Raw genomic sequence first — 24,758 nt, forward strand, 5'->3', positions numbered from 1 at the left:
GCGCGTCACCGTCTTGTTCTCTCGCATCCGGACTGTGACCGTCGGCTCCGGGTTCACACCGGAATCTGCTGACCCCGTCCCATCGGACAGGCGCTCGCGGGCTCGATGCGCCGTTTCAAGCGTCACCATCACCGCCGGTGGGGAATTGCACCCCGCCCCGAGAACGTACATATCGAAGTTAGCACGGCATAAGCGGGTCAACCAGTACAGCGGTCCGGTTACCGATGGTGACGTACGTCGCTGGGATAGGATTCGCCCACACTCTGCCTCCGGCACCGGAGCGCATCTGACGAAAGGCGACGCCACCATGGCCGACAAGGCAACACCTGGGCGGTCCACAGGGAGCCGCCGCAGCGTCGGCGACGTCGCCCTCGGATTGCTCAAGCGCTTTTGGCTCCCACTGATCCTGGTGGTCGCCGCCATCATCTTCATCGCCCAGAACACCCAGCACGTACAGGTGCGATTCCTGGTCTTCTCGATCGGCTCGTGGCAGTGGCTGATCATCACCGTGGTGGCGGTCGGCGGTCTCATCGCCGGCTGGGTGCTGGGCCGCAACGGCGCGCGCAAGGGCTCACGGCAATAGCCGAGTGGTCTGGGCGCGGATCAGCACGTCGGGACCGATCTGCTCCACGCCCGCCAACCGCATGTCGGCGGCATCGGTGAGCGTGATGGCTCCCACGCGTTCGACTGCCGACGGCCCGGCTCCCAGCACCTTCGGTGCGACGTAGGACTCCATCTCGTCGACCAGCCCGGCGTCGAGGAAGGCACCGATGATGCCCGGCCCACCCTCCACCAGCACCCACGTGGCCTCGGGAAGTGCCGCGAGCACGTCCGCCGGATCGTGGCTGCTGACGTGCCGGAACTCGGACACAGCGGCATCGCGGATCCGGGCGGTTGCGGGAATGGCACGCTCCCCCATGGCGATCCGGACAGGCTGACGTTCGTGCAGGCTGCCGTCGGGTCGGCGGGCAGTCAGCGCCGGATCGTCGGTCAGCACGGTACCGGTGCCGACGATGATGGCGTCGAGTTCGGCGCGCTGCCGATGTACCCGGGCCCGTGCCTGCGGACCGGTGATCCACTGACTCGTGCCGTCCGGCGCGGCGATCCGGCCGTCGAGGGTGGCCGCGATCTTCACGGTGACCAGAGGCCGGCCGTAGCGCTGCCGAAAGAGCCAGCCGCGCAACGGCCCGCGGCGCGCGCCGTCCGCACCGATCCCCGCGATCACCTCGACACCGGCATCGCGCAGGCGATCGGCCCCGCCGGATGCGGTCGGATCGGGGTCGCCGACCGCGTACACCACCCGGCCCACGCCCGCGTCGATCAGGGCATCCGCACACGGTCCGGTCCGGCCGGTGTGATTGCAGGGTTCGAGTGTGACGACGGCAGTCGCCCCCCGCGCCGCGGCACCGGCTGCGCGCAACGCCTCGATCTCGGCGTGCGCCCCACCGGCCCGCTGCGTATGACCACGGGCGATCTCGGATCCGTCCGGCGCGATCAGGAGCGCCCCGACCGCCGGATTCGGAGTCGAAAGCCCAAGCGCCCCACGTGATTCGGCGATCGCCTCGCGCATCGCCGCGAGTAGGGACGGCTCGTCGCCGAGGTCTTCGTGGCGAGTCATCACCTCAGTGCGCGTGCGCGCGTGCGGCGGCGGCCTTCGCCCGCAGTGCGGCCACTGCTGCGCCCGCGTCCTGCGCTCCGTACACCGCGGACCCGGCGACGAAGCAATCGACACCGGCCTCGGCGGCCTCGGCGATGGTGCCGTCGTGGATGCCGCCATCGATCTCGACGAGCAGTCGCAACTCGCCGGCATCGACGATCTTGCGGATCGCGCGGACCTTGTCGAGTACCTCGGGCATGAACTTCTGGCCCCCGAAACCCGGTTCGACACTCATCACGAGCAGGGTGTCGAAGTCGCGGAGGATCTCCAGATACGGGTCGAGCGGCGTACCCGGTTTGATCGCCAGCCCCGCCTTGGCTCCGGCCGACCGAAGATCCCTGGCGACGGCGATCGGGTCATCGGTGGCCTCGGCATGGAATGTGACGTTGTGGGCACCGGCCTCGGCGTACGGCGGTGCCCAGCGCGCCGGGTTCTCGATCATCAGGTGGCAGTCGAGCGGGATGTCGGTGGCCTTGAGCAGGCTCTCGACGATGGGCAGCCCCAGGGTCAGATTCGGCACGAAGTGGGCATCCATCACGTCGACGTGCAGCCAGTCCGCGCGCGCGGGTCCCGGCCCGGAGACCGCGGCCGCCTCGGCGGCGAGGTTGGCGAAATCGGCCGAGAGGATCGAGGGCGCGATCATCGGGGCAGTCGGGGAACTCATGGCAGACAACCCTACTAGTCACGTTGTGGTGAGAATGCGTGGTCCGTCGTCGGTGATCGCGATCGTGTGCTCGGTATGTGCGCCGGGCTGACCGTCCGCGAGGCGCAGCGTCCAGCCATCGGGGTCGACGACCAGCTCGTCGGTACCCAGTCCCCACCACGGTTCGAGGGCCAGGGTCATGCCCGCCTTCAGCCGCATCCCCCGTCCGGGGCGGCCACGATTGGGGATGTGCGGATCCTCGTGCATGGTCCGGCCGAGTCCATGACCCCCGAAGTCGGTGTTGACCCGATAGCCCTCGGCGTCGGCCACCTCACCGATCGCGGCCGAGATATCACCGAGCCGCCCACCCGGCACCGCCGCCCCGATCCCGGCAGCCAGGGCGCGGCGGGTGGACTCGATCAGCGCGCTCACCCGTTCGCGGGGTTCACCGATCTGCACGGTGATCGCAGCGTCGGCCACCCACCCGTCGATGGACACCGCCAGGTCCATCGTGAGAACGTCGCCGTCGGCGAGTACGTGCTCGCGCGGAAGACCATGCAGCACAGCGTCGTTCACCGAAAGGCAGATCACATTGCGAAATGGGCCGCGGCCGAACGACGGTGAATAGTCCCAGTAGCAGGACACCGCACCGCGTTCCTCGAGCATCCGCCGGGCACGGGCTTCGAGCGTCAGCAGGTCCACCCCCGGCTCTGCTTGCGCACCCAGGGTCGCCAAGACCTCGGCGACGAACCGGCCGGTGACCGCCATCTTCTCGATCTCCGCCGGGGACTTCAGTTCGATCATGCACACTCCGATCAGAGCAAGTTACGATATTTCTCAATACCCGATATTTCTCAATACCCGGTATTTTTATACCCGGTATTTTTATACCACGGTATACTTATACCATGGTGCGTGTTCCACTGTCCCCAGAGCAGATCGATGCCGGCCGCCGGCTCGGTGCCCTCCTGCGATCGTCTCGCGCCGGGCAAGATCCCGAAACCGTTGCCCGCCAGGCACGTATCTCACCGGAGACGCTGCGCAAGATCGAGGTCGGCCGGATTCCCAGCCCGAGTTTCGGCACCGTGGTCGCGATCTGTGACGCCATCGGTCTGCCGATCACCGAGGCCGTCGACGTCTGGCGCACATCGGCGGCCGACGACGTCGCCGTCTGAACCCGGGTCAACCATGACCGAGAACTCCCACGCATGCGGCCCGCTCGCCCGATCCCATCCCGCACGTGAGATGGCCGAATCCTTCGGCGCCAGGTTCGAGGAATGGGATTCCTTCGGCCGGACATTCGACATCGTCGTCTCGGCGCAGACCTGACGCAGGCACCGGCCGATGTGATCGACCGAATCCTGACCGGGGTCGGCAGCGTGATCGATCGGGCCGGGGGAACCCTCACCGGTACCGCCACCACCGTGGTCGGTACGGCGGTCAGTCTCGAGTGAGTGCGGCCAGGAACATCGCGTCGGTGCCGTGAACGTGCGGCCAGAGTTGCACATGCGGACCGTCACCGAGGTCGGCGGCACCGACGAGCGGACGTGCATCGAGTTGGCGCGCACCGGGCGCCTCGGCGAGGACCCCGGCCACCAGATCGGTGGTCTCGGCCGGATGCGGCGAGCACGTGGAGTACACCACCACCCCACCGGGACGCACCAGCCGGAGCGCCTCGATGAGCAACTCCCGTTGCAGCGCAACGAGTTCCGGAACATCGGAGGGCCGGCGCCGCCATCGCGCCTCCGGCCGGCGCCGTAGCGAGCCCAGTCCGGTACACGGCGCATCGAGCAGGATCCGGTCGAAACCGGGTTCCAGCCCGGTGTGGCCGGTGACATCCCGTGCGTCGGCGACGTGGACGTCGACGGGCAGGTCGCGCACCACTCCGCGGATGAGGTCGGCACGATGTTCGCTCACCTCGACGGCGTCGAGATGGGCGTCGTCGATGTCGGCGAGAGCACCGATGAGCGCCGCCTTCCCGCCGGGACCGGCACACATGTCCAGCCAGCGCCCGTCGTCGGTACCGATGTCGGCGACGGTGACGGCGCGCGCAACCAGTTGACTGCCCTCGTCCTGCACCCCGGCGTAGCCCTGCCGGATCGCCTCCACGTCACCGGGATCCCCGCCGGGCAGATAGACACAGTACGGCGAGTACCGGCCGACCTCGCCCCCGCTGGTGAGCGCGAGCTCTTCGGCGGTGATGAATCCCGGGCGGGCCACCAGGTGGACCGGCGGACGCTCGTCGTCGGCGGCCAGCGCGGCCTGCAATTGCCCGTAGGAGTGTCCGAGCGCGTCGTAGAACACCTCCGCGATCCAGCGCGGGTGGGCATAGCGGAACGCCAGATGTCCGATGGGGTCATCGGCCAAAGAGGGTGCGAGTTCATCGACCCAGAGTTGCTCGTCGCGTTGGGACACCTTGCGCAGCACCGCGTTCGCGAATCCGGCCGGGCCCATCCCCGATTCGGCGCGCACCAGATCCACCGACGTGTCGACGGCCGCGTGCGCGCCGATCCGGGTGCGTAGCAATTGGTAGGCGCCCAGCCGCAGCACATCGAGCAGCGTCCCGTCGATCTCGGCGACCGGACGCTTGGCCGCGGCGGCGATCACCGCGTCGAGCACGCCCTGCGCCCGCGCGGCGCCGTAGGTCAATTCGGTGGCCAGCGCCGCATCGCGGCCAGTGATGTGGCGCTCCCGCAGCATCTTCGGCAACACCAGGTTGGCGTAGGCGTCTCGCTCGCGCACGGCGCGCAACACGTCGCGTGCGGTGGCGCGTACCGGGTCGACGGCCTTGTCGCGAACCTTGGCGTCGCGAACCTTGGCGTCTCGGACCCTGGCATCGTTGCCGCGCCGGTCATTCCGTCCGCTCTGCGGTCTGCTCATCCGAGCACGCTCCCCTCGTCGAGCCGGGCTCCGCGCGCCCAGTCGGTGGCAGGCATCGGTTTCTTGCCGGGTGGCTGTACGGTACCGAGCCGGACCGGGGTGGTGGCGGTCCCGACGAGCACGGCCTTCTTGGTGACCTCGACGACGCCCGGCGCGGGCCGGTTGTCGGCGGTGTCGTCGGCGTCCACGGGGGTGACGGGACCGAGTTTGAGGCGGACGTCTCCGAATGTCGTCCAGGCGCCGGGGGCTGGGGTGTGTGCCCGGATGCGGCGCTCGACGATGTGGGCGGGCAGGTCCCATCGGACGCGCGCATCGTCGACCTCGACCTTCGGCGCGTGACTGATCCCGTCGGCGGGCTGTGGCACCGGGTCCAGCTCTCGGCGCTCGATGCCCGAGAGGGTGTCGACGAGCAGCCCTGCTCCCGCCGCGGCGAGCCGGTCGAGCAGTTCGCCGCTGGTGTCGGTGGCCCGGATCGTCTCGGTGAGCACGCCGTAGACCGGTCCGGTGTCCAGACCCTTCTCGAGCCGGAACGTGGTCGCGCCGGTGGTGGTGTCGCCGGCCGCGATGGCCGCCTGTACGGGTGCGGCGCCACGCCAGGCCGGCAGCACCGAGAAGTGCAGGTTGATCCAGCCGTGCGTGGGCAGTCCGAGCAGCGACGGTGGTACCAGCCCGCCGTACGCGACGACGGCACCGGCTTCGGGGTCCCAGTCATGAAGGGTCGCTTCGACTTCCGGCTCGCCGAGCCGGCGCGGGGTAAGTACCGGAATGCCGTGGGCGTCGGCGAGTTCGGCGACCGGTGCCCGATGAACCCTGCGGCCGCGGCCCGAGACCGCGTCCGGGCGCGAGATGACGCCGACGACCTCGTGCGCGGCCCCGTCGATGAGCCGTCGCAGCGACGGCACCGCCACCTCCGGTGTTCCCGCGAACACGATTCTCACGCCGGTTGCCTCCACTCGCTGGGATCTTCTGGCGTGCGCGGGTGCGCGACGCTCACCCGATCGTAGGCGGGTCGACCTGCACCCGGATCGGTCCGGTCTCCCGTTGCGCGTTGCGCCGGATCTGCGCCGCGGTCAGCGCCCGCGCCAGGGCTCGGCCGTCTCCACGGTCGGTGCGCACCAGAATTCGCTCGATCTCGTCGGGGGCGCCATGCCCGCCCGGCCGGTCCCACTCGGCACTGCCCGCGGGCGCCCGCACCCCGTCGGGCAGCGGCACCGGGCCGAGGAGGTCGGCGCCGTCGGGCAGGTCGACGAGCCCGATGAAGTCGGTGACCAGGTCGGCCGGGCCGTCGACCGATGCCATCGTGACCGCGGGCGGGAATCCGAGCTCGGCACGGCGGGACAGCTCGGTCTCGGCGAAACCGACTGGGTCCCAGCGGATCAGGGCCTGTACTGGATGCAGCGTGGAGTCGGCGACGATCACCATCGTGCCGCCGTCGCGGCGGGGGCGGACCTGGGCACCGATCGCCGTCCATCGGCGTACCGCGTCTTCTTCGGCACGCAGGTCGGCGCGATCGAGCTGGGCCCAGGTGTCGAGGATGACCGCCGCGCCGTAGCCGCCCGGTGCCACCGGCTCGGCGCCGGGAGTCGCCACGACCACCCGGGCGCCCGGCGGCAACTCGTCGACCATGGCGCCACCGCCACTGGTGATCACCGGTGCACCTGCGAAGGCCCGACCGAGTTCCTCGGCGGTGCGGCGGGCACCGAGGGTCAGTGCACGGACCCGGTTTCCGCCGCAGTCCGGGCACCGGAAGTTGGTTTCGGGACGCCCACACCACCGGCACGACAGCGACCCGCCGGCGTCCATCTGCAGTGGTCCGTGGCAGGCACGGCAGCGCGCGTGCGCCCGGCAGCGGGCACACGCGAGCGACGGGATGTATCCGCGTCGTGGAACGCTGAACAGCACGGGGGCGTCGGCGCTCAGCGCCCGGCGCGCCGCGTCGAAGGCGACGGCCGGGATGCGCGCGGTGCGTGCCAGCGGGTCTCGGGCGACCCGTATGTCCTCATCGGTGATCGCCTCGATGGCGGCGCAATGTTCACGCACCACGGTGCGGTCGGCGACCAGGTCGTGCGCCCAGCCCGAGCTGACCAGTGCCTGCGATTCGGCGGTCCGGGCGAACCCACCGATCACCAGCCCGGCCTGCTCGTGGTGCGCGCGCAGCACCGCGATCTCGCGGGGATGCGGGTACGGCGCGCGCGGCTCGTTCAGGCTGTCGTCGCCGTCGTCCCACACGATGATCAGACCCAGGTCGTGCACCGGTGCGAAAATCGCACTGCGCGTGCCGAGGACGACGTCGGCGGCGCCGCGCCGCACCGCGAGCCAGCGGCGGTACCGGGCGGTGGGACCCAGGCCGGCGGAGAGTGTGACGCAACGATCACCGAGCATGGGCTCACATGCCGCCGCGAGGCGGTCGAGATCTCGCTGATCGGGTACGACGATCACCACGCCACGGCCGGCTGCGGCGGTCAGCGCGGCGAGGTCGGCGAGCCGATGCGGCCAGCTCTCCCCCGGCACCGCCTGCCACACCGCCCGCGGGTTGCCCGACGCCAACGATTCGAGGAACGACGCGCCGGTGCGGTAGATCTGCCAGGCACCGCGATCCGGCGCGACGACCTCGGTGGTCGGTGGCGGCGTCGCCTGCGCCTCGGTCCGGGCGTGGCGGGGCGGGACGGCGAGCCGCAACACATCCGACATGGTGCCCGCATAGCGATCGGCGACCGCTCGGCATACCCGCGCCATCTGCGGTGACAGCACCGGTTCGGCCGACACGATGCGATCGATCCAGCCCAGCCGGCCCTCGTGGTCGGACTCGTCGATGCGGTCGAGCAGGAATCCGTCGACGAGGCGACCGGCGAACCGAACCCGGACCCGGACGCCGGGCACCGCGTCGGCATCCTGGTCGGAGTCGATCAGGTAGTCGAAGGGGCGGTCGAGATGGGCCAACCCCAGCATCGGCAGGACCCGGGCGATGGGCGCTGTGCGGGCACGTTCACGAGCCCCGGCACGCTGGGCACCGACCGCCAACGCAGCAGCTACAGTCCGGCGGCCGCGCGCAGCTTCTCGGCGCGGTCGGTGCGCTCCCACGGCAGATCGACGTCGGTACGGCCGAAGTGGCCGTACGCGGCGGTCGGGCCGTAGATCGGGCGCAGCAGGTCGAGGTCGCGGATGATCGCGAGCGGACGCAGGTCGAACACCTCGGAGATGGCGCGCCGGATGACGATCGGATCGGTCTTCTCGGTACCGAAGGTCTCCACGAACAACCCGACGGGCGCGGCGCGGCCGATCGCGTAGGCGACCTGCACCTCGATCCGGTCGGCGAGGCCGGCGGCGATCGCGTTCTTGGCCACCCAGCGCATCGCGTAGGCGGCGCTGCGGTCCACCTTTGACGGGTCCTTGCCGGAGAACGCACCGCCGCCGTGGCGGGCCATGCCGCCGTAGGTGTCGACGATGATCTTGCGGCCGGTCAGTCCCGCGTCCCCCATCGGACCACCGAGCACGAACTTGCCGGTCGGATTCACCAGCAGGCGGTAACCCTCGGTCGAGAGATCGGGCAGGCCGATCTCGCCGAGCACCGGGTCGACGACCTGGCTCTGGATGTCGGGGGTCAGCATGTTGTGCAGGTCGATGTCGGCCGCGTGCTGGGTCGAGAGCACCACGGTGTCGAGCCGGATCGGCTTGTCGCCGTCGTATTCGATGGTGACCTGGGTCTTGCCGTCGGGACGCAGGTACGGCAGTGCGCCGGACTTGCGGACCTCGGTGAGCCGGCGCGAGAGCCGGTGCGCGAGTGCGATCGGCACCGGCATGTACTCGGGGGTCTCGTTGGTGGCGTACCCGAACATCAGGCCCTGGTCACCGGCGCCCTGCGCGTCGATCTCGTCCTCGGAGATGCCGCTGCGGTTCTCGTGGGAGTTGAAGACACCGCCGGCGATGTCCGGGGACTGCGCGCCGATCGCGACGTTCACGCCACACGAGGCGCCGTCGAAGCCCTTGGTGGACGAGTCGTACCCGATGTCGAGGATCTTGGCGCGCACGATGCCGGGGATGTCGACGTAGGCCGTGGTCGTCACCTCGCCGGCGACGTGCACCTGACCGGTGGTGACAAGCGTCTCCACGGCGACCCGGGCTTTGGGATCTGTCGTGAGGATGGCGTCGAGGACCGCGTCGCTGATCGCGTCACAGATCTTGTCCGGATGCCCCTCGGTGACGGACTCGCTGGTGAAAAGGCGTGACGCAGAGCTGGACATCGGATCCTCTCGAGGTCGTGACGGCGACGCGCTGACATCGCCGGTGAACGTAGAACAAAACTACACAGGGCCACCTGGCGCCCGTGTGATGGGCGTCCAGGCCTGATCAATCAGGCACCAGGGAACGAACCTCGTCAAGTATCCGGCTCGCCATGAGTGTTTTGGTACCCAGCGGCAGTGCCGTCTCCTCGCCCTGCGCCGAGAGCAACCAGCCGGTGTTGTCCTCGGTGCCGAAAGCCTTGCCGTTGCCGACCGCATTCACCACCAGCAGGTCGCAGCCTTTGCGTTTGAGTTTCGCACGACCGTGATCGAGCACACCACCGCTCTCGTCGCCGGTCTCGGCGGCGAATCCGACGATGACGGTGTCCGCGGCAATGCGTCCGGCATCACGGGCCTCGACGAGGCCCCGCAGAATGTCGGGGTTGGTGGTCAGTTCGACGGGTTCCGGGCCGTGGGCACCCTTCTTGATCTTCGATTCGGCCGTCGAGACCGGCCGGAAGTCGGCGACCGCCGCGGCCATGATCACCACGTCGGCCCGAGCAGCGCGGGTGGTCATCTCCGTGGCGAGTTCACGGGCGGTGTCGATCGGCACCACCTCGACCGCCGGCGGCTCCCCGGCCCCGTTGGTCGATCCGGACACCACGGTGACCTCGGCGCCCCGCTGGGCCGCGGCCCGCGCCAGTGCGTAGCCCTGTTTCCCGGAGCTGTGATTGCCGAGGAAGCGGACCGGGTCCAGGGATTCGCGCGTCCCGCCTGCGCTGATCAGCACGCGAACCCCGGTCAGATCGTGCGGCAACGCATCGGGACGATCCAGCAGCAGCTCGCCCACCAGGGCGATCTCCTGCGGTTCGGGTAGCCGACCCGGTCCGCTGTCGGCCCCGGTGAGCCGGCCGGAGGCCGGCGTCATGACGATGTTGCCGCGGTCGCGCAACGTGGCGACATTGGCCTGGGTCGCGCCGTGCCGCCACATCTCGGTGTGCATCGCGGGCACGAAGAGCACGGGACACGTTGCGACCAGCAGCGATGCGGTCAGCAGATCGTCGGCTCGCCCGCCGGCGGCGCGCGCCAGCAGGTCGGCGGTCGCGGGCGCGATGATCACCAGGTCCGCGCCCTGACCGAGGCGTACGTGGACGACCTCATCGACATCGTCGAACACCTCGGTGCTGACGGGATTACCCGAGAGTGCCTCGAAGGTGGCCGCGCCGACGAATTTCAGCGCGGCACGTGTCGGCACCACCCGAACATCGTGGCCGGCCTCGGTGAAGTGCCGGATGAGCGAACACACCTTGTAGGCGGCGATACCACCACCCACCCCGACGAGGATGCGTTTGCGGCTACGCGGCGCCGCCGCGGTCGTGGCTGCGGTCATCTGCAGACCCGTGGGGCTCTTACTCGCCCTCGGTGTGCTCGAGCAGATCGGAGTGGATCTCACGCATCGCGATCGACAGCGGCTTCTCCTGCAGACCCGGCTCCACCAGCGGTCCCACGTATTCGAGGATGCCATCGCCGAGCTGGTTGTAGTAGTCGTTGATCTGACGAGCGCGCTTCGCCGCGAAGATCACCAACGCGTACTTCGACGACGCGCGCTCGAGCAGGTCGTCGATCGGCGGGTTGGTGATGCCCAACGGCGTGTCGTATGACGGGGCGTCGGCGATCTCGGTCATGTCGAAATTGGTCTGCGTGCTCACGCGAACTCCTGCGGTGGTGTGTCTCTGGGTGGGAGGTCTGAGGCTCCGAATCGGCGGTGTCCGCGCCATGCGACGGGTCAGCTCGCCGCTGATTCGGGTCCGACCAGCAAGGATACCAATTCTTCGGCGGCGCGGTCGACCCGGGAGTTGACGATGACGTGATCGAACTCGTCCTGAGCAGCCATCTCGCTGCGTGCGGTGGTCAATCGCGCGTCGATCGCCTCGGGCGTTTCGGTGCCCCGGCCGTGCAATCGTGACTCGAGTTCGTCCCAGCTCGGCGGCGCCAGGAACACCAGGACCGCCTCGGGAAGCCGGTGGCGGATGTTGCGGGCACCGGTGAGGTCGACCTCCAGCAGGACCGGCGCCCCGGAGGCCAGAGCCGTCTCCACGGGGTGCAGCGGCGTCCCCGAACGCTGTAACCCGCCGTGGATGTCGGCCCATTCGAGCAACTCGCCTGCGGCGATCATGTGATCGAACTCGGCGCGCGACACGAAGTGATAATCGCGACCGTCGACCTCGCCCGGCCGCGGCTCTCGAGTGGTTGCCGACACGCTGAACCACAGCGCCGGGAGCAGTTCCCGGACCCGCGACACCACCGTCGACTTGCCCACAGCAGAGGGGCCGACCAGTACCACCAGTCGGCCCCTCGTACGTGTGGGCTGTGTCGCCGTCACGCTGCTGTGTTGGACGTGCTCGATCAGGAGCTGAACTTCTCGAGCAGCGCCTTGCGCTGACGGTCACCGAGACCGCGCAGGCGGCGGGTCGGGGCGATCTCCAGCTCGGTCATGATTTCCTGCGCCTTGACCTTGCCGACCTTCGGCAGGGCTTCGAGCAGAGCCGAGACCTTCATCTTGCCCAAGATCTCGTCGTCTTCGGCGTCCTTGAGCACCTGCTTGAGGTCAGTGCCGCCACGCTTGAGCCGCTCTTTGAGTTCGGCGCGCGCTCGGCGGGCGGCAGCAGCCTTCTCCAACGCAGCGGCGCGCTGCTCGTCTGTCAACTGGGGAAGCGCCACGGGTTCCTCCGTCTTTCGTTCTCGATCTGGACTGCACCGGCACCATGTGGTGCCCGGTGGCGTGTGGCCGCTCGAAGCGGGGGCGGTGGGCCGCCGCGAGCAAACGCTGCGACCTGCACTCACCGATTGGATGCGGCGAAAGCGACCGTACCCACGTGAGCAGGCATTTGCGAGGGCCACCCCTGGTAAGCGCCGTGATGGCGGTGCTGTAGGTTGCCCGCGGATCGACCCTGATGTGCGGGCGGACCGAGGACCACCCTACCCCGGGGCCCTGACGTGTTGCGACGATAACCGCAGGTGAGCGACGTAAGAATGAGATCGCAGCCAACGGAGAGCAGCTACCGGGCCGACGGTCTCGGCCATCGGTGACCGATGCGGATGGGACTGCTGCGACAGATGTGATCGGCCACGATTTTTCGGAACATCGATTGCGTGTTGCGCGTGTCGTGCACTCGTCGGCGGGGCGCCGCCCACCTCACGGCTCGAGTGGCACGGTTGCCACGGCCACCGTTCCGCTCCCGGTCCGGGGCCGCACCGACAATGATCCGCCGGCGACGGCCAGCCGCACGCGCCGTGATGCGAGACCGAGGTGTCCGTTCGCCATCCGCGCGTCGAGGCTCTGCTGCGACACGTCGTCGTCGGTGATCCCGATCCCGTCGTCCACCACCACGAGTCGGGCCTGCCCGTCGGCGTGTTCCAGGGTCATCTCGACGTGCCGGGCCCGGGCGTGCCGGACCACATTGCCCAGCAGTTCGCGCGCGGCCGCGAAGAGCAGGGCGTCGGCGGCGGTCGGATGATCGGGCCAGGCCGCGGTGTCTACGAGAATCGACAGGTCCGACGACGATTCGGTTGCCCGCGCAAGTTCGGTGATCGCGGTGGACAACCCGTGACGTTCGAGGACGGCCGGATTCAGCGCGGCGAGTGTCGAACGCAACAGCCGGCCGGACTGTGCGAGCGCGGTGTCCACCCGGTCGATGGCGACGGGCTCGCCGCGTCGCACGGCGTCCATCTCGGCCCGGGCGGCGAGCACGAACTGCAGTGCGCCGTCGTGCAGCGCCTCGGCGAGTTCGCGACGCTCACGGGCCTCGATCCGCACCGCGTCGTCGAGTAGCTCCGAGCGTTCCCGGGCCAGGGTGGCGATCGTGAGCACCCGTGAGCGGGCCACGGCCGAGAGCAGGATGCTGCCCGCGCCCAGCCCGGCGATCACGAGCGTGTGCAACAGCACCGACGACCACGGCTCGCCGTTGGCAGACCGGGCAGCGGCGCTGGTGAGAAGAAACACCAGCGTGGTCGGTACCGCGATCGCCGCACACACCGCCGGGCGCAACTGCGTCGCCGCGGCCATCGGGATGAACGCGAATCCGGTGAGCAACACATCGGAGGTCCAGCTCGTCTGATCCGAACGTGCGGCGAGCACCGCGACGGCGGTGAGCGCGAGCAGGTCGACGAGCAGGGCCAGCCATGCCCAGCGCAGCGTGCGCCGGGCCGCCCGCCGGGCCGGCGCGATACTCGCCAGCGCCCAGGCGAGATAGGCGCCGACGACCGCCCAGATCGGGGCACGCAACTGCGCGGGCGGGTCGAGCGCGACGACCAGTACCAGGAACACCGTCAAGGTCAGCCGCAGGACGACCTGTACCCGCAAACCCAACAGCGCGTGCTGATAGAGGATGCGGTCGAGGGCCGGCTCCCCCGACCCGGAGAAACCCCAGGCGGTGAAACCCGCTCGGGAAATGCGTCGCCTGCTCATTCGATCAGGCGGCGCCGCATGCCCTCGGCGACGGCCGCAGCCCGATCGGAGACGCCGAGCTTCTGGTACAGGTTGGCCGCATGGGTCTTGACGGTGGATGCCCCGATGTAGAGCTCGGCGGCGATCTGCGGGATGGACAGTCCACGCGCAAAGCCGTTGAGTACCTGGCTTTCCCGTTCGCTCAGCGCCGGCGCGTCCGGCTCGGAATGGGCGCGGATCTGATCGACCACCCCAGCGGCGAGCTCAGGTGGTACGACCGTGCCACCGCGGGCCACCCGTTCGACCGCGGCGATGATGGCGTCGCGGTCGGAATCCTTGGACATGTAGCCCGCGGCGCCCTCGCGCAGTGCATCGAAGACGACCACCGAATCGGTGATCGCCGACAGCAGCAGCACCTTGGTTGCCGACTTGTCCCGCGTGAGCGCATGGACGAGATCGATGCCGGTCATGCCCGGCATCTGGTAGTCCACGACCGCCACGTCGGGTTTCAGGTCGCCGATCACCTCGATGCCGGTGCGCGCGTCGGGGGCTTCGCCGAGCACCCGGATTGCTCCGCCGGCGGCCAGTCCGCGAGCAAGCCCGTCCCGGAAGAACGGGTGGTCGTCGACGACGACGACACTGATGGTCCGGTTCACAGTGACCTCCTACGGCACCGGGATCGGTGCCAGCGCCGGGCCGGGTGCGATGACCGCGCAGGTGTCGATGGCCGGACGGCCGGCGAATCGGGCGGCCAGGAAGTCGAAGCCGTCGGCGGCAAAGGGTACGTACGCCGCACCGTGCGACTTGCCCTCGTAGGTGTGGAAGTCGACACGGACGCCGCGGCCGCAGAACGTTCGCCCCAGGGTGCGGACGTCGCCGGTGATCATCACCGAGTCCCCGGTGGCGTCGGAATGCCCGACACCCAGGAACATCGGAATCCGCGGTGTTCCTGCGGTACCCATGATGTTGTCGTTCAGCGCAGCTGCCACCGCGGGCACGTCCAAGAGCGATCGGAAGGGGCCGCGGACCATCTCGGCATCGGTGAGCCCCGGATACCTCGCGGCGAACGCGGCGATGCACTCGTCGGCGACCGTCGATGTCAGCTGGGTTCCACGGGGCGACAGGAACGACGAGGTGTCGAGTCCGTAGGCGCGCTGGTAGGCGACCACGATCGCGGGGATGACCCCCGCCCACTGACTCGATCCGCTCACATACGGCAGGTTGTGTGCCAGTTCCACGGGAAGTCCGCCGGCGGCGGCGCCGACGATGCGCAGCTCGGGGGCGTATCGGGGTGCGACCTCGGCCGCGTAGTCGGTGGGTACCGACCCGCCCGAATAGCCGACCAGTCCCACCGGGGTACTGCGCGGCAGCCGCAACACCGACTCGGCGGCGCGGATGCCGTCGAGGGCGGCGTAGCCGGACTGGCGCCCCACGGTCCACTCCAGGTCCGGCCCCTCGTAGTCGGAGACGACCAGGGTGTAGCCGGCGGCGAGATACCGTGCCATCGCCGTCTGTTCGACGACGGTGACCCGCGTCGGATCGTCGCCTTGGAGGGTATAGGACGGGTCGCAGGCCGCGCCGAGTCCGTCGTAGGCCATGTGAAAACTGACCAGACGTGTCGCGGCGGGCGCGGTCGGCGGACGCACCACGGTGGTCACCGTGGTACTCGGTGCGCCCTGTTGGTCGGTGGTGCGGTAGAGCGCCTGGGTGGCGCGCAGCGGCGTCGCGACGCCGGCGATCCCGATGGTGACCTCACGCGTGCGCAGCACCGCGCCCGGCGCCGCGTCGGTGAACGATGGTGGCGCGCTATCGAACCCGTTGCCGGGCGGGTCGGCGGCCGCCGCTCCCGGCAGGCCCGCACCGGCCATCGCCCAGCTCAGCAGTGTCAGCGCGACGGCGATGAGCACCGCCGCCGATCGTTGTCTGCGAACGGTCATCTCGCGTCTCCTGCTCGTGTCGGGCGCGCGGAGTGCACCGTCCGGAAGATGAGACTATCGGGCCGACGGGCCGACCGACGCCTACTCGCCGCCTGCGGTGGACTCGTTCTCGATATTTGCCAGCCGGCCGCGCAGGACCGCGGCAGTGGAGTCGCCGCCGTGGCGGCGCAGTGCGGTGATCTCGTCGACGATCGACTTCACGGCCAGGGACCGGGCCAGGGATCGGCGGGCGAGGGCGCCGACCGGTGGTGGCTCGAGTAGGGCGGCCCGGCTCAGGTCGATGGCGTTGCCTGCCGCCGTGTACGCCTGCTCCGAGGCCGCGGCCACGTCCGTTCCCGTGGTCACCGCCCGCAGGTAGTCGGCGCTCGCGGTGACCGCGGCGCGCAACCCCTGCGACGGGTCGGGGGCTCCCCGGCCGGGCCACAGCACGAAGCCGAAGACGACCGCGATCGCCGCGCCGATCAGGGTGTCGCCCACCCGAACGAGCGGCACGACGGGGTCCGCGGTCGCGATCGATGCGCTCATCAGCGCTCCACAAGTCACACCGATCACACTGAGCGCGTAGGACTTCGGGGCCGCGGCGACCGAGAAGCCGATGGCGATCGCCGCGGCGGCCGCGACGGGCGGCCCGCTGCCCAGCACCAGGAGCAGGGCCGCCGCGAGCGCACCGCCGGCGAGCGTGCCGGCGAGCCGGTTGACGACCCGGACGAACACCGTGCCGTATTCGGGACGCACCAGAACGCTGACCGTCAACGGGATCCACAGTGCATGTCCGGGGTCGTGCAACAGCAGGGTGACCGCCGTCGCCAGCGCCATGCACCAGCCGATCCGGATGCCGTCGGCCCATGCCCCGCGCCCCACGACCGCCCGGGCTCGCAGCTCGGCCGGAGGGGCCACATCCACCGGTTCTGCTGTGGGCCAGTCGATTCGGTCGCCATTCTGGAGAGCGTCGGCCCAGATGCGCATTTGTGCGGCCTCGGCCGGTCGAGCCTGCCGATCGACCGTCGCGGCAGCGGCCTGCAGTGCGGCGTCGGCGGCGCGTCGCCACACGTCCTCGTACGGCACCGGCCGCCGTCGCCACCGCAGGCGAGGCCCGAAGACCACCTTCCGCGCGCGCTGTGATGCGGCGACGAGCCCGGACCGCGCGGTGGGCGCCGCGCGGCTGCCCGCCGACTCGAACACCGCCGCGCACGCCCGGAACACCTCCACGACCGCGGCCCGCCGCACATCTCGCGGCCGCCACGGCCACGGTCCGAGATCGGCGACGGCGATCGCCGCGGTGCCGGCGAGATAGCACAGGCATTGCTGATACCACGACAACGCAGAGCCGCCGAACGCGGCAAACGCCACCCCGATGATCGCCATCAGGCCGGCACCGGCACCCGCCCGCCCCAGACGTCCCAGTGGCCCGGAGAACGCGCCCACCGCGCCGGCGAGCACGACCGAGCCGATCGGCCCATGGGTGAGCGAGCCGAGTGCGATACCCGCGCAGGCGCCCAGTGCCTGCCAGAGCAACGACGTCGCACAGATCGCTCGGGTGCCGGTGCGGTCGGCGAGCACCGCGGCGCACGCGGTGCCGAACAGGCACACCGCAACGAGGTCGGGGCGGCCGAGTGGGATGCCGATGGCACAGACCGCGGCGGCCGCGACGATCACCGCGGCCGCCGGTCGCAGCGCCCAAGGAGCGACGGCGGGGCGCAGCGCCATGCCGGTCGCGGCGAGCCAGCCGCTGCGGGACAGGCGCATCGGTTCCCCTCCTGCTCCGGTCGCTGGTGCTACGGCTACTGCAGCGCCGACTCCACCTCGTCGCGCGCGGTCTCGAATGCGCTGCGCACCGCGGCGGCGTCGGGCCCGGCGCGCAGCACTCCGCGCGAGGACGCCGGCAGGAGCCAGCTGAGGTCGGCGTCGGCGAAGACCGCGCCGAGATCTGCGGCCGTGGCGCCCTGAGCGCCGAGTCCGGGTGCGAGGACCGGGCCGGCCAGCGTCGTGAGATCCAGGCCATGTGCCCGAGTCGCCCCGACCACGACGCCCAGCGTTCCCGATCCATCGGTGTTGGCCGCGGCCGCGGCGTCGACGATCCGCTGCCCCACCGGACGCCCGCCGGCGTCGGCGAGCTGCACACCGGCCCCGTCCGGGTTGGAGGTCCGCGCCAGCACGAACGCACCTCGTTGCGCGGCCCGGGCGGCGTCGAAAGCCGGTGCAAGCGAACCGAATCCAAGATATGGAGAGACGGTGACCGCGTCGGCGGCCAGCGGCGAGGAATCGTCGAGCCAGGCCCTGGCATACGCGGCCATCGTCGACCCGATGTCACCACGTTTGGCGTCGGCGAGCACCAGCGCCCCGGCCCCGCGGCATTCGGCGATGACACGTTCGAGTGTCGCGAACCCCGCCGCCCCGAAGGGTTCGAAGAACGCGACCTGTGGTTTGACGACCGCCGCCACCGGGGCGAGTGCCGCAATGCAGATGTCGGCGAACCGGTCGAGTCCGGCCGCGTCCACGCCGAGTCCCCAGCTCTCGAGGAGTTCGGAATGCGGATCGATGCCCGCGCACAGCCGTCCTCTGGTGCCGACCGCGGCACGGAAGCGGGGACCGAAGCCGGTCATTGCTCGTTGACCAGCGCCGCGTGGCGTCGTTGCAGCGCCTCGACGCCCATCCGGTTGCCGCGCGCGGCCTCGATGCCGTGTACCGCGGCACTGGCGCCCTGCACCGTCGTGATACACGGGATGCCGGCCCCGACTGCCGCACTACGGATCTCGTAGCCGTCGACCCGCGGTCCGGACTGGCCGTAGGGGGTGTTGATCACCATCACCACCTCGCCGCTCGCGATGGCGTCGAGAATGGTCGGCTCCCCCGGTACCGACTCGAAGTGTTTGCGTACCGTCGTCGACTCGATGCCGTTGCGGCGCAACACTTCCGCGGTGCCCTCGGTCGCCAGGATGGTGAATCCGAGATCGGCGAGGTGTTTGACCGGGAACAACAGTGCCCGTTTGTCCTTGTTGGCCACCGACACGAAGACCGCACCGGAGGTGGGCAACGATCCGTAGGCGGCCGTCTGCGACTTCGCGAAGGCACGGCCGAAGTCGGCGTCGATGCCCATCACCTCGCCGGTCGACTTCATCTCCGGGCTCAGCAGCACGTCCACCCCGGTCCCGTCATGACGCCGGAACCTGTTGAAGGGCAGCACCGCTTCCTTCACGGCGATCGGTGCGTGCGCCGGGGCGTCGCCGCCGTCACCGGTGGCCGACAGGATGCCCTGATCGCGCAGCTCGGCGATCGAGGTGCCCATCATCACCCGTGCGCACGCCTTGGCCAGCGGCACCGCGGTGGCCTTGGAGACGAAGGGCACGGTTCGGCTGGCCCGCGGATTGGCCTCCAGCACATAGAGGACGTCGTCCTTGAGCGCGTACTGCACGTTGAGCAGGCCGCGTACCCCGATGCCCTTGGCGAGGGCTTCGGTGGACTCCCGCACCATCGCGAGATCCGATCGTCCGAGCGTCACCGGCGGCAGCGCGCACGCCGAGTCACCGGAATGGATACCTGCCTCCTCGATGTGCTCCATGATCCCGCCGATGTAGACCTCGGTGCCGTCACACAACGCGTCGACGTCGATCTCGACGGCATCCTCGAGGAACCGGTCGACCAGAACGGGATGATCGGGAGTCAATTCCGTGGCACGGGAGATGTAGTCGGCGAGGGACTGCTCGTCGTAGACGATCTCCATTCCCCGGCCGCCGAGTACATACGACGGGCGGACGAGTACCGGGTATCCGATGCGGGCCGCGATGTCGCGGGCGTCGTCGAAGCTGGTGGCGGCACCGAATGCGGGCGCGGGCAGACCGGCGGCGGTGAGCACCTTGCCGAATTCGCCGCGGTCCTCGGCCAGATCGATCGCGGCGGGACTGGTGCCGACGATCGGCACGCCGGCCGCCTCGAGGCGATTGGCCAGGCCTAGCGGGGTCTGGCCGCCGAGCTGCACGATGACGCCGGCCACCGTACCCGAGACCGACTCGGCGTGGAACACCTCGAGCACGTCCTCGAAGGTCAGCGGCTCGAAGTACAGGCGGTCGGCGGTGTCGTAGTCGGTCGAGACGGTCTCGGGATTGCAGTTGACCATGACCGTCTCGTAGCCGGCCTCGCTGAGGGTGAGGGCCGCATGCACACAGGAGTAGTCGAACTCGATGCCCTGACCGATCCGGTTGGGCCCGGAACCGAGGATGAGTACCTTGGGCCGGTCGGGTTGCGGCGCGATCTCACTGATGGCCGCCGGGTCGAGTTCGTAGGTGGAATAGTGGTAGGGGGTGCGGGCCTCGAACTCCGCCGCGCAGGTGTCGACCGTCTTGTACACCGGACGTATCCCGGCGGCGTGGCGGAACTGCCGTACCGCATCCTCGTCGGCGAAATCGCTACGCAGCACTGCGATCTGGCGATCGGAGAAGCCGGTCGACTTCGCTTCGCGCAGAAGGTCCGGGGACACTGCGTCGGCGTCGCGGATCTGTGCGCCGAGGTCGGCGATGCCGCCGATCTCGGCGAGGAACCACGGGTCGATCGCCGTTGCCTCGTAGAGTTGCTCGATACTCGCACCGGCCTCGAACGCGAGCATGATGCCGTAGAGGCGCCCGTCTTTGGGGGTACGCAACGAGTCGAGGAGAGCATCGAGGTCCAGCGATGCGGGATCGGGCCGGCCCGGCTCGGTCCAGAAGCCGGCGGCCTTGGTCTCCAGCGAACGCATCACCTTGCCCAGCGCCTCGGCGAAGGATCGGCCCAGGCTCATCGCCTCACCCACCGATTTCATCGTCGTGGTGAGGGTGTCGTCGGCTCCCGGGAACTTCTCGAAGGCGAATCGGGGCGCCTTGACCACGACGTAGTCGAGCGTCGGCTCGAAACACGCCGGCGTCTCCTTGGTGATGTCGTTGGTGATCTCGTCGAGGCGGTAGCCGATGGCGAGCTTCGCGGCGATCTTGGCGATCGGGAAACCGGTTGCCTTGGAGGCCAATGCCGATGACCGCGACACACGCGGGTTCATCTCGATGACGATGAGGCGACCGTCGCGGGGGTCCTGCGCGAACTGGATGTTGCAGCCGCCGGTGTCCACACCGACCTCGCGCAGGATATCGATCGAGAGGTCACGCATGATCTGGTATTCGCGGTCGGTCAGCGTCATCGCCGGGGCGACGGTCACCGAGTCCCCGGTGTGCACGCCGACCGGGTCCACGTTCTCGATCGAACAGATGACGACCACGTTGTCGCGGTTGTCGCGCATCAGCTCGAGTTCGTATTCCTTCCAACCGAGGATCGACTCCTCGATCAGCACGTTGGCGGTCGGCGAGGCGGCCAGCCCACCACCGGCGATCCGCTCGAGATCTGCTGCGTCATAAGCCATCCCGGAGCCGAGGCCGCCCATCGTGAACGACGGTCGCACGACGACGGGGTAGCCGAGTTCGGCGACGGTCTCGTGCGCCTCGGCCATCGTGTGGCAGACCCGTGAGCGGGCACTCTCGCCGCCGACCTTGGCCACGATGTCCTTGAACATCTGCCGGTCCTCGCCGCGCTGGATCGCGTCGAAGTCGGCGCCGATCAGCTCTATGCCGTACTTCTCCAGCGAACCCCGGTCATGTAGTGCCACAGCGGCATTGAGCGCCGTCTGACCGCCGAGGGTCGCCAGCACCGCGTCGATGGGGTGCCCGGCGTCGCGCTCGGCCTCGATGACCTTCTCGACGTATTCCGGCGTGATCGGTTCGATGTAGGTCGCGTCGGCGAACTCGGGATCGGTCATGATCGTGGCCGGGTTGGAGTTCACCAGGCTCACCCGCAGTCCCTCCGCCTTGAGGACGCGGCAGGCCTGGGTTCCGGAATAGTCGAACTCGCAGGCCTGGCCGATGACGATCGGTCCGGAGCCGATCACCAGGACATGGGACAGATCGGTGCGGCGCGGCATCAGGCCCTCGTTCCGTTGGCGCGGTCATCCTCGAGGAGGGTGACGAATTTGTCGAAGAGGTAGGCGGCGTCGTGTGGTCCGGCGGCCGCCTCGGGATGGTATTGCACCGAAAAGGCTCGGCCGGAAAGCAATTCGACACCCTCGACGGTGCCGTCGTTGGCGCAGACGTGGCTGACGCGGGCCCGGCCGAAATCGGTGTCGAACTCCTCCCCGGCCTCGCCCTCGAGTGCGAAGCCGTGGTTCTGCGAGGTGATCGACACCTTTCCGGTGGCGTGATCGATGACCGGGATGTTGATTCCGCGATGGCCGAAGGCCATCTTGTAGGTGCCGCGGCCCAGCGCGCGGCCGAGGATCTGGTTGCCGAAACAGATGCCGAACAACGGCAGGTCTGCACCGAGGACCTCGCGGGTCAGTGCGACCGCGGTGTCGGCTGTTGCCGGGTCGCCGGGGCCGTTGGACAGGAACACCCCGTCGGGCTTCAGCCCGGCGATCGTCTCGAACGAGGTGTCCGCGGGCAGTACATGCACGGCCACTCCCCGTTCGGCGAACATCCGGGGGGTGTTGGTCTTGATTCCCAGGTCTATCGCGGCGACGGTGAAGCGCGTCTTCGCTCCCGCTGCCGGCTCGACGAGATATCCGGCGTCGGTGGATACCTCGCCGGCCAGGTCGGCGCCCTTCATCTCGGGTTGACTGCGCACCCGGTTCAGGAGTTCGTCGTCGGCGGCGAGCGCCGGGCCGGAGAACACGCCGGCGCGCATCGAACCGTGATCGCGCAGCACCCGCACCACGGTGCGGGTGTCGATGCCGGCGATACCGACCACACCCTGCGTGCTCAGTTCATCCTCGAGAGTCGTTGTCGCGCGCCAATTCGACACGCGCCGAGTGGGATTGCGGATCGCGTAACCGGCCACCCAGATCTTCCCGGAATCGCCGTCGAGGTGGTCGCTGCCCGCACTGCCCGCGGACTCCCCGTCCTCGGTGTTCCATCCGGTGTTGCCGATCTGCGGAGCGGTTGCCACCACGATCTGGCGGTGATAGCTGGGATCGGTGAGGGTCTCCTGGTATCCGGTCATCGCCGTGCAGAACACGGCCTCGCCGAGCGTCTCGCCGACGGCGCCGTAAGCGCGACCGGTAAAGACCTGGCCGTTCTCGAGCACCAGTACCGCTGCGGTCATTGTCCATTCCTCTGTTCGGTATCGGGCTGCGCCGGGTCGGGCTGCGAAGCCGGCGGGGAAGTGTCTGAGGGAACCTCGAATTCGGCGATCCACGAGGCGTAGACGGCCTTGTCGTCGGCGCGGAATCCGGTGTCGAGCTCGGTACCGGAGGGCAGTATCCAGCGGATCACCAACACGCCGGCGGCGCCCATCACCTTGCCCGCGTGGCCACGTTCGGTGCGGATTGCGGTGATCGCCGCCCGCGGAATCCAGACATCGGTGGCCCCGTTGCGCTCGATGTGGATTCCCGTGGGATGGGCGCGGAACGTGGCGGCGGCGCGATCCCCGTAGTCGCCGACCGCGACCCGGTTCTGCCAGCTGGGCGCGAAGGTGGCGCCCAGATACATGCCGGAGTCGGGACCGAGCAACGTGTCACCGGGATCGGCCGGCACGGATGGGACTTCACCGATTGCGTCGGCCTGTCGGCGGCCCCGGTTGCGCCATCCGCGCAGCAACGCGACCACCAGGGCCAGCCACACCGCCAGGACGACGATCACGATGATGAGGTCGAGGAGGATCTCGTTCATGCGCTCGCCTGCCCGCCACGTGCGGTGACGACACCGCGCAGCAAGGTGTCGGTGACCCGCGCCGGCATCGTCATCTCCTCGTACGGGGTGTTCGACGAGAGACTGGCCAGCTGGTCGCCACGCACCACCCAGGAGGCATCGGGATCGACGATCGTGAGGTTGGCCGGTTCACCGACCGCGATCGGCCGTCCCTGATCGGTGAGACCGGCGATCTGCGCCGGCCGTTCGCTCATCACGCGCGCCACGCCACGCCAGTCGAGCAGTCCCGGGGTCAGCATCGTGTCGACGACGATGGCCAGCGCCGTCTCCAATCCGAGCATGCCGGGTTTGGCGATCGCGAACTCGCAGCATTTGTCCTGTGCGGCGTGCGGTGCGTGGTCGGTGGCGACGCAGTCGACGATGCCGTCGGCGAGGGCCCGGCGCAGCGCGCGGGTGTCGCGCTCCTCCCGAAGCGGCGGATTCACCTTGTTGACCGGGTCGTAGGTCGTGAGGCGTTCGTCGGTGAGCGACAGGTGATGCGGGGTGACCTCGGCGGTGATGGCGATGCCCTGATCCTTGGCCCAGCGCAGCAGTTCGACGGTGCCCTCGGTGGATGCGTGGCAGATGTGGACGCGGGCCCCGGCGTCGCGGGCGAGCAACGCATCGCGCACCACGATCGATTCCTCGGCGGCGCGTGGCCACCCGGTCAGGCCCAGCCGGGCTGCGACCGGACCCTCGTGCGCGATCGACCCCTTGGTCAACCGTGGTTCCTCGGCATGCTGGGCGATCAGGACATCGAGCCCCCTGGCGTACTCGAGGGCCCGGCGCATCATCAGTGGGTCGTGTACGCACTTGCCGTCATCGCTGAACATCCGGACACCTGCCGCACCGGCGGCCATCATGCCCATCTCGGCGAGCTGCGTACCGCCCAGACCGACGGTCACCGCTCCTACGGGGTGTACATCGACCAGGCCGACGTCGCGCCCGACCCGCCACACATTGTCGGTGATGGTGGCGTTGTCGGCGACCGGGTCGGTGTTGGCCATCGCGAAGACCGCGGTGTACCCGCCGAGTGCGGCGGCCCGCGATCCGGTGCGGATGGTCTCGGTGTCCTCGCGGCCGGGTTCACGCAGGTGGGTGTGCAGGTCGACGAACCCGGGCAGCAGGATCTTGCCGCCACCGTCGATGCGCTGCGCATCGGCGGGCACCGTGACCGAGGCCCCGATCTCGGCGATCTCGCCGTCGACGACGACCACGTCGACCAGATCGTCGCCATACGGCCGAACTTGCTGGAGCACAACAGTTCCCGTGCTCTTCTG

Annotated in this window: 23 protein-coding genes and 1 riboswitch; of the genes, 3 read left to right on the forward strand and 20 right to left on the reverse strand. The window is 69.4% G+C overall.

Features of this window, described 5'->3' with window-relative positions:
- Window positions 1-11 precede the first annotated feature (11 nt).
- A riboswitch (FMN riboswitch) is annotated at window positions 12-169 on the reverse strand.
- 138 nt (window positions 170-307) lie between these two features.
- On the forward strand, window positions 308-583 hold the full coding sequence (locus tag ACLQ3C_RS01785) for a lipopolysaccharide assembly protein LapA domain-containing protein (protein WP_425702839.1): 276 nt from the start codon (window positions 308-310) through the stop codon (window positions 581-583).
- Here ACLQ3C_RS01785 and ribD read toward each other — a convergent pair.
- The 3 genes from ribD to map are packed head-to-tail and all read right to left on the reverse strand — an operon-like array spanning window position 572 to window position 3,104.
- Window positions 572-1,618 carry a bifunctional diaminohydroxyphosphoribosylaminopyrimidine deaminase/5-amino-6-(5-phosphoribosylamino)uracil reductase RibD gene (gene ribD, locus ACLQ3C_RS01790; protein ID WP_425702841.1) on the reverse strand — a complete coding sequence of 349 codons (1,047 nt, stop codon included), beginning with the start codon at window positions 1,616-1,618 and terminating at the stop codon, window positions 572-574. The genes ACLQ3C_RS01785 and ribD overlap by 12 nt on opposite strands.
- A gap of 4 nt (window positions 1,619-1,622) precedes the next feature.
- Window positions 1,623-2,300 carry a ribulose-phosphate 3-epimerase gene (rpe, locus tag ACLQ3C_RS01795; protein WP_425702950.1) on the reverse strand — a complete coding sequence of 226 codons (678 nt, stop codon included), beginning with the start codon at window positions 2,298-2,300 and terminating at the stop codon, window positions 1,623-1,625.
- A gap of 39 nt (window positions 2,301-2,339) precedes the next feature.
- Entirely contained in the window at window positions 2,340-3,104 is a 765-nt protein-coding gene (gene map, locus ACLQ3C_RS01800; RefSeq protein WP_425702843.1) for a type I methionyl aminopeptidase, read from the reverse strand.
- Window positions 3,105-3,208: 104 nt separating this feature from the next.
- Here map and ACLQ3C_RS01805 point away from each other — a divergent pair, with 104 nt between their 5' ends.
- Both ACLQ3C_RS01805 and ACLQ3C_RS01810 read left to right on the forward strand, forming a co-directional pair.
- Complete coding sequence (locus tag ACLQ3C_RS01805; protein WP_425702844.1) at window positions 3,209-3,475, forward strand: helix-turn-helix domain-containing protein; 267 nt, start codon at window positions 3,209-3,211, stop codon at window positions 3,473-3,475.
- A gap of 13 nt (window positions 3,476-3,488) precedes the next feature.
- Window positions 3,489-3,629: a hypothetical protein gene (locus tag ACLQ3C_RS01810; protein ID WP_425702846.1), complete on the forward strand. Its 141-nt coding sequence runs from the start codon at window positions 3,489-3,491 to the stop codon at window positions 3,627-3,629.
- Window positions 3,630-3,740: 111 nt separating this feature from the next.
- Here ACLQ3C_RS01810 and ACLQ3C_RS01815 read toward each other — a convergent pair whose 3' ends face one another.
- The 17 genes from ACLQ3C_RS01815 to ACLQ3C_RS01895 all read right to left on the reverse strand — a co-directional run bounded on the left by ACLQ3C_RS01815 (window position 3,741) and on the right by ACLQ3C_RS01895 (window position 24,737).
- Complete coding sequence (locus ACLQ3C_RS01815; protein ID WP_425702848.1) at window positions 3,741-5,180, reverse strand: RsmB/NOP family class I SAM-dependent RNA methyltransferase; 1,440 nt, start codon at window positions 5,178-5,180, stop codon at window positions 3,741-3,743.
- Complete coding sequence (fmt, locus tag ACLQ3C_RS01820) at window positions 5,177-6,118, reverse strand: methionyl-tRNA formyltransferase (RefSeq protein ID WP_425702849.1); 942 nt, start codon at window positions 6,116-6,118, stop codon at window positions 5,177-5,179. The genes ACLQ3C_RS01815 and fmt overlap by 4 nt, the downstream gene beginning before the upstream one ends.
- Window positions 6,119-6,170: 52 nt before the next feature.
- Window positions 6,171-8,129 (reverse strand): primosomal protein N', encoded by a 1,959-nt coding sequence (locus ACLQ3C_RS01825; protein WP_425702952.1) that lies wholly within the window; start codon window positions 8,127-8,129, stop codon window positions 6,171-6,173.
- A gap of 80 nt (window positions 8,130-8,209) precedes the next feature.
- Window positions 8,210-9,421 carry a methionine adenosyltransferase gene (gene metK, locus ACLQ3C_RS01830; protein WP_425702851.1) on the reverse strand — a complete coding sequence of 404 codons (1,212 nt, stop codon included), beginning with the start codon at window positions 9,419-9,421 and terminating at the stop codon, window positions 8,210-8,212.
- 106 nt (window positions 9,422-9,527) lie between these two features.
- Complete coding sequence (gene coaBC / locus ACLQ3C_RS01835; RefSeq protein WP_425702853.1) at window positions 9,528-10,790, reverse strand: bifunctional phosphopantothenoylcysteine decarboxylase/phosphopantothenate--cysteine ligase CoaBC; 1,263 nt, start codon at window positions 10,788-10,790, stop codon at window positions 9,528-9,530.
- A 19-nt stretch (window positions 10,791-10,809) separates the two neighbouring features.
- The gene (rpoZ, locus tag ACLQ3C_RS01840) at window positions 10,810-11,109 is read right to left on the reverse strand and encodes a DNA-directed RNA polymerase subunit omega (RefSeq protein WP_425702854.1); all 300 of its coding nucleotides are present in this window, start codon (window positions 11,107-11,109) and stop codon (window positions 10,810-10,812) included.
- Window positions 11,110-11,186: 77 nt separating this feature from the next.
- Window positions 11,187-11,744 carry a guanylate kinase gene (gmk, locus tag ACLQ3C_RS01845; protein ID WP_425702856.1) on the reverse strand — a complete coding sequence of 186 codons (558 nt, stop codon included), beginning with the start codon at window positions 11,742-11,744 and terminating at the stop codon, window positions 11,187-11,189.
- Between the two features lie 62 nt (window positions 11,745-11,806).
- Window positions 11,807-12,121, reverse strand: a complete 315-nt coding sequence (gene mihF, locus ACLQ3C_RS01850; RefSeq protein ID WP_425702858.1) for an integration host factor, actinobacterial type — start codon at window positions 12,119-12,121, stop codon at window positions 11,807-11,809.
- Between the two features lie 475 nt (window positions 12,122-12,596).
- Window positions 12,597-13,868: a sensor histidine kinase gene (locus ACLQ3C_RS01855; RefSeq protein ID WP_425702859.1), complete on the reverse strand. Its 1,272-nt coding sequence runs from the start codon at window positions 13,866-13,868 to the stop codon at window positions 12,597-12,599.
- On the reverse strand, window positions 13,865-14,503 hold the full coding sequence (locus ACLQ3C_RS01860; RefSeq protein ID WP_425702861.1) for a response regulator: 639 nt from the start codon (window positions 14,501-14,503) through the stop codon (window positions 13,865-13,867). Before ACLQ3C_RS01860 ends, ACLQ3C_RS01855 begins: the two co-directional genes overlap by 4 nt.
- A gap of 9 nt (window positions 14,504-14,512) precedes the next feature.
- Entirely contained in the window at window positions 14,513-15,784 is a 1,272-nt protein-coding gene (locus ACLQ3C_RS01865; RefSeq protein WP_425702863.1) for a lipase family protein, read from the reverse strand.
- 81 nt (window positions 15,785-15,865) lie between these two features.
- Entirely contained in the window at window positions 15,866-17,530 is a 1,665-nt protein-coding gene (locus ACLQ3C_RS01870; protein WP_425702865.1) for an FUSC family protein, read from the reverse strand.
- A gap of 35 nt (window positions 17,531-17,565) precedes the next feature.
- Window positions 17,566-18,387, reverse strand: coding sequence for an orotidine-5'-phosphate decarboxylase (gene pyrF, locus ACLQ3C_RS01875; protein WP_425702867.1), 822 nt, complete (start codon window positions 18,385-18,387; stop codon window positions 17,566-17,568).
- Window positions 18,384-21,719, reverse strand: coding sequence for a carbamoyl-phosphate synthase large subunit (gene carB, locus ACLQ3C_RS01880; protein ID WP_425702869.1), 3,336 nt, complete (start codon window positions 21,717-21,719; stop codon window positions 18,384-18,386). Before carB ends, pyrF begins: the two co-directional genes overlap by 4 nt.
- A complete protein-coding gene (gene carA / locus ACLQ3C_RS01885) occupies window positions 21,719-22,894 on the reverse strand; it encodes a glutamine-hydrolyzing carbamoyl-phosphate synthase small subunit (protein WP_425702870.1) in 1,176 nt (391 codons plus the stop codon). The genes carB and carA overlap by 1 nt, the downstream gene beginning before the upstream one ends.
- A complete protein-coding gene (locus ACLQ3C_RS01890; RefSeq protein WP_425702872.1) occupies window positions 22,891-23,460 on the reverse strand; it encodes a transporter in 570 nt (189 codons plus the stop codon). Before ACLQ3C_RS01890 ends, carA begins: the two co-directional genes overlap by 4 nt.
- Entirely contained in the window at window positions 23,457-24,737 is a 1,281-nt protein-coding gene (locus ACLQ3C_RS01895; protein ID WP_425702874.1) for a dihydroorotase, read from the reverse strand. Before ACLQ3C_RS01895 ends, ACLQ3C_RS01890 begins: the two co-directional genes overlap by 4 nt.
- Between the last annotated feature and the right edge of the window lie 21 nt (window positions 24,738-24,758).

The organism is Gordonia sp. DT30 (genome assembly GCF_049844915.1).
Lineage (GTDB): Bacteria > Actinomycetota > Actinomycetes > Mycobacteriales > Mycobacteriaceae > Gordonia.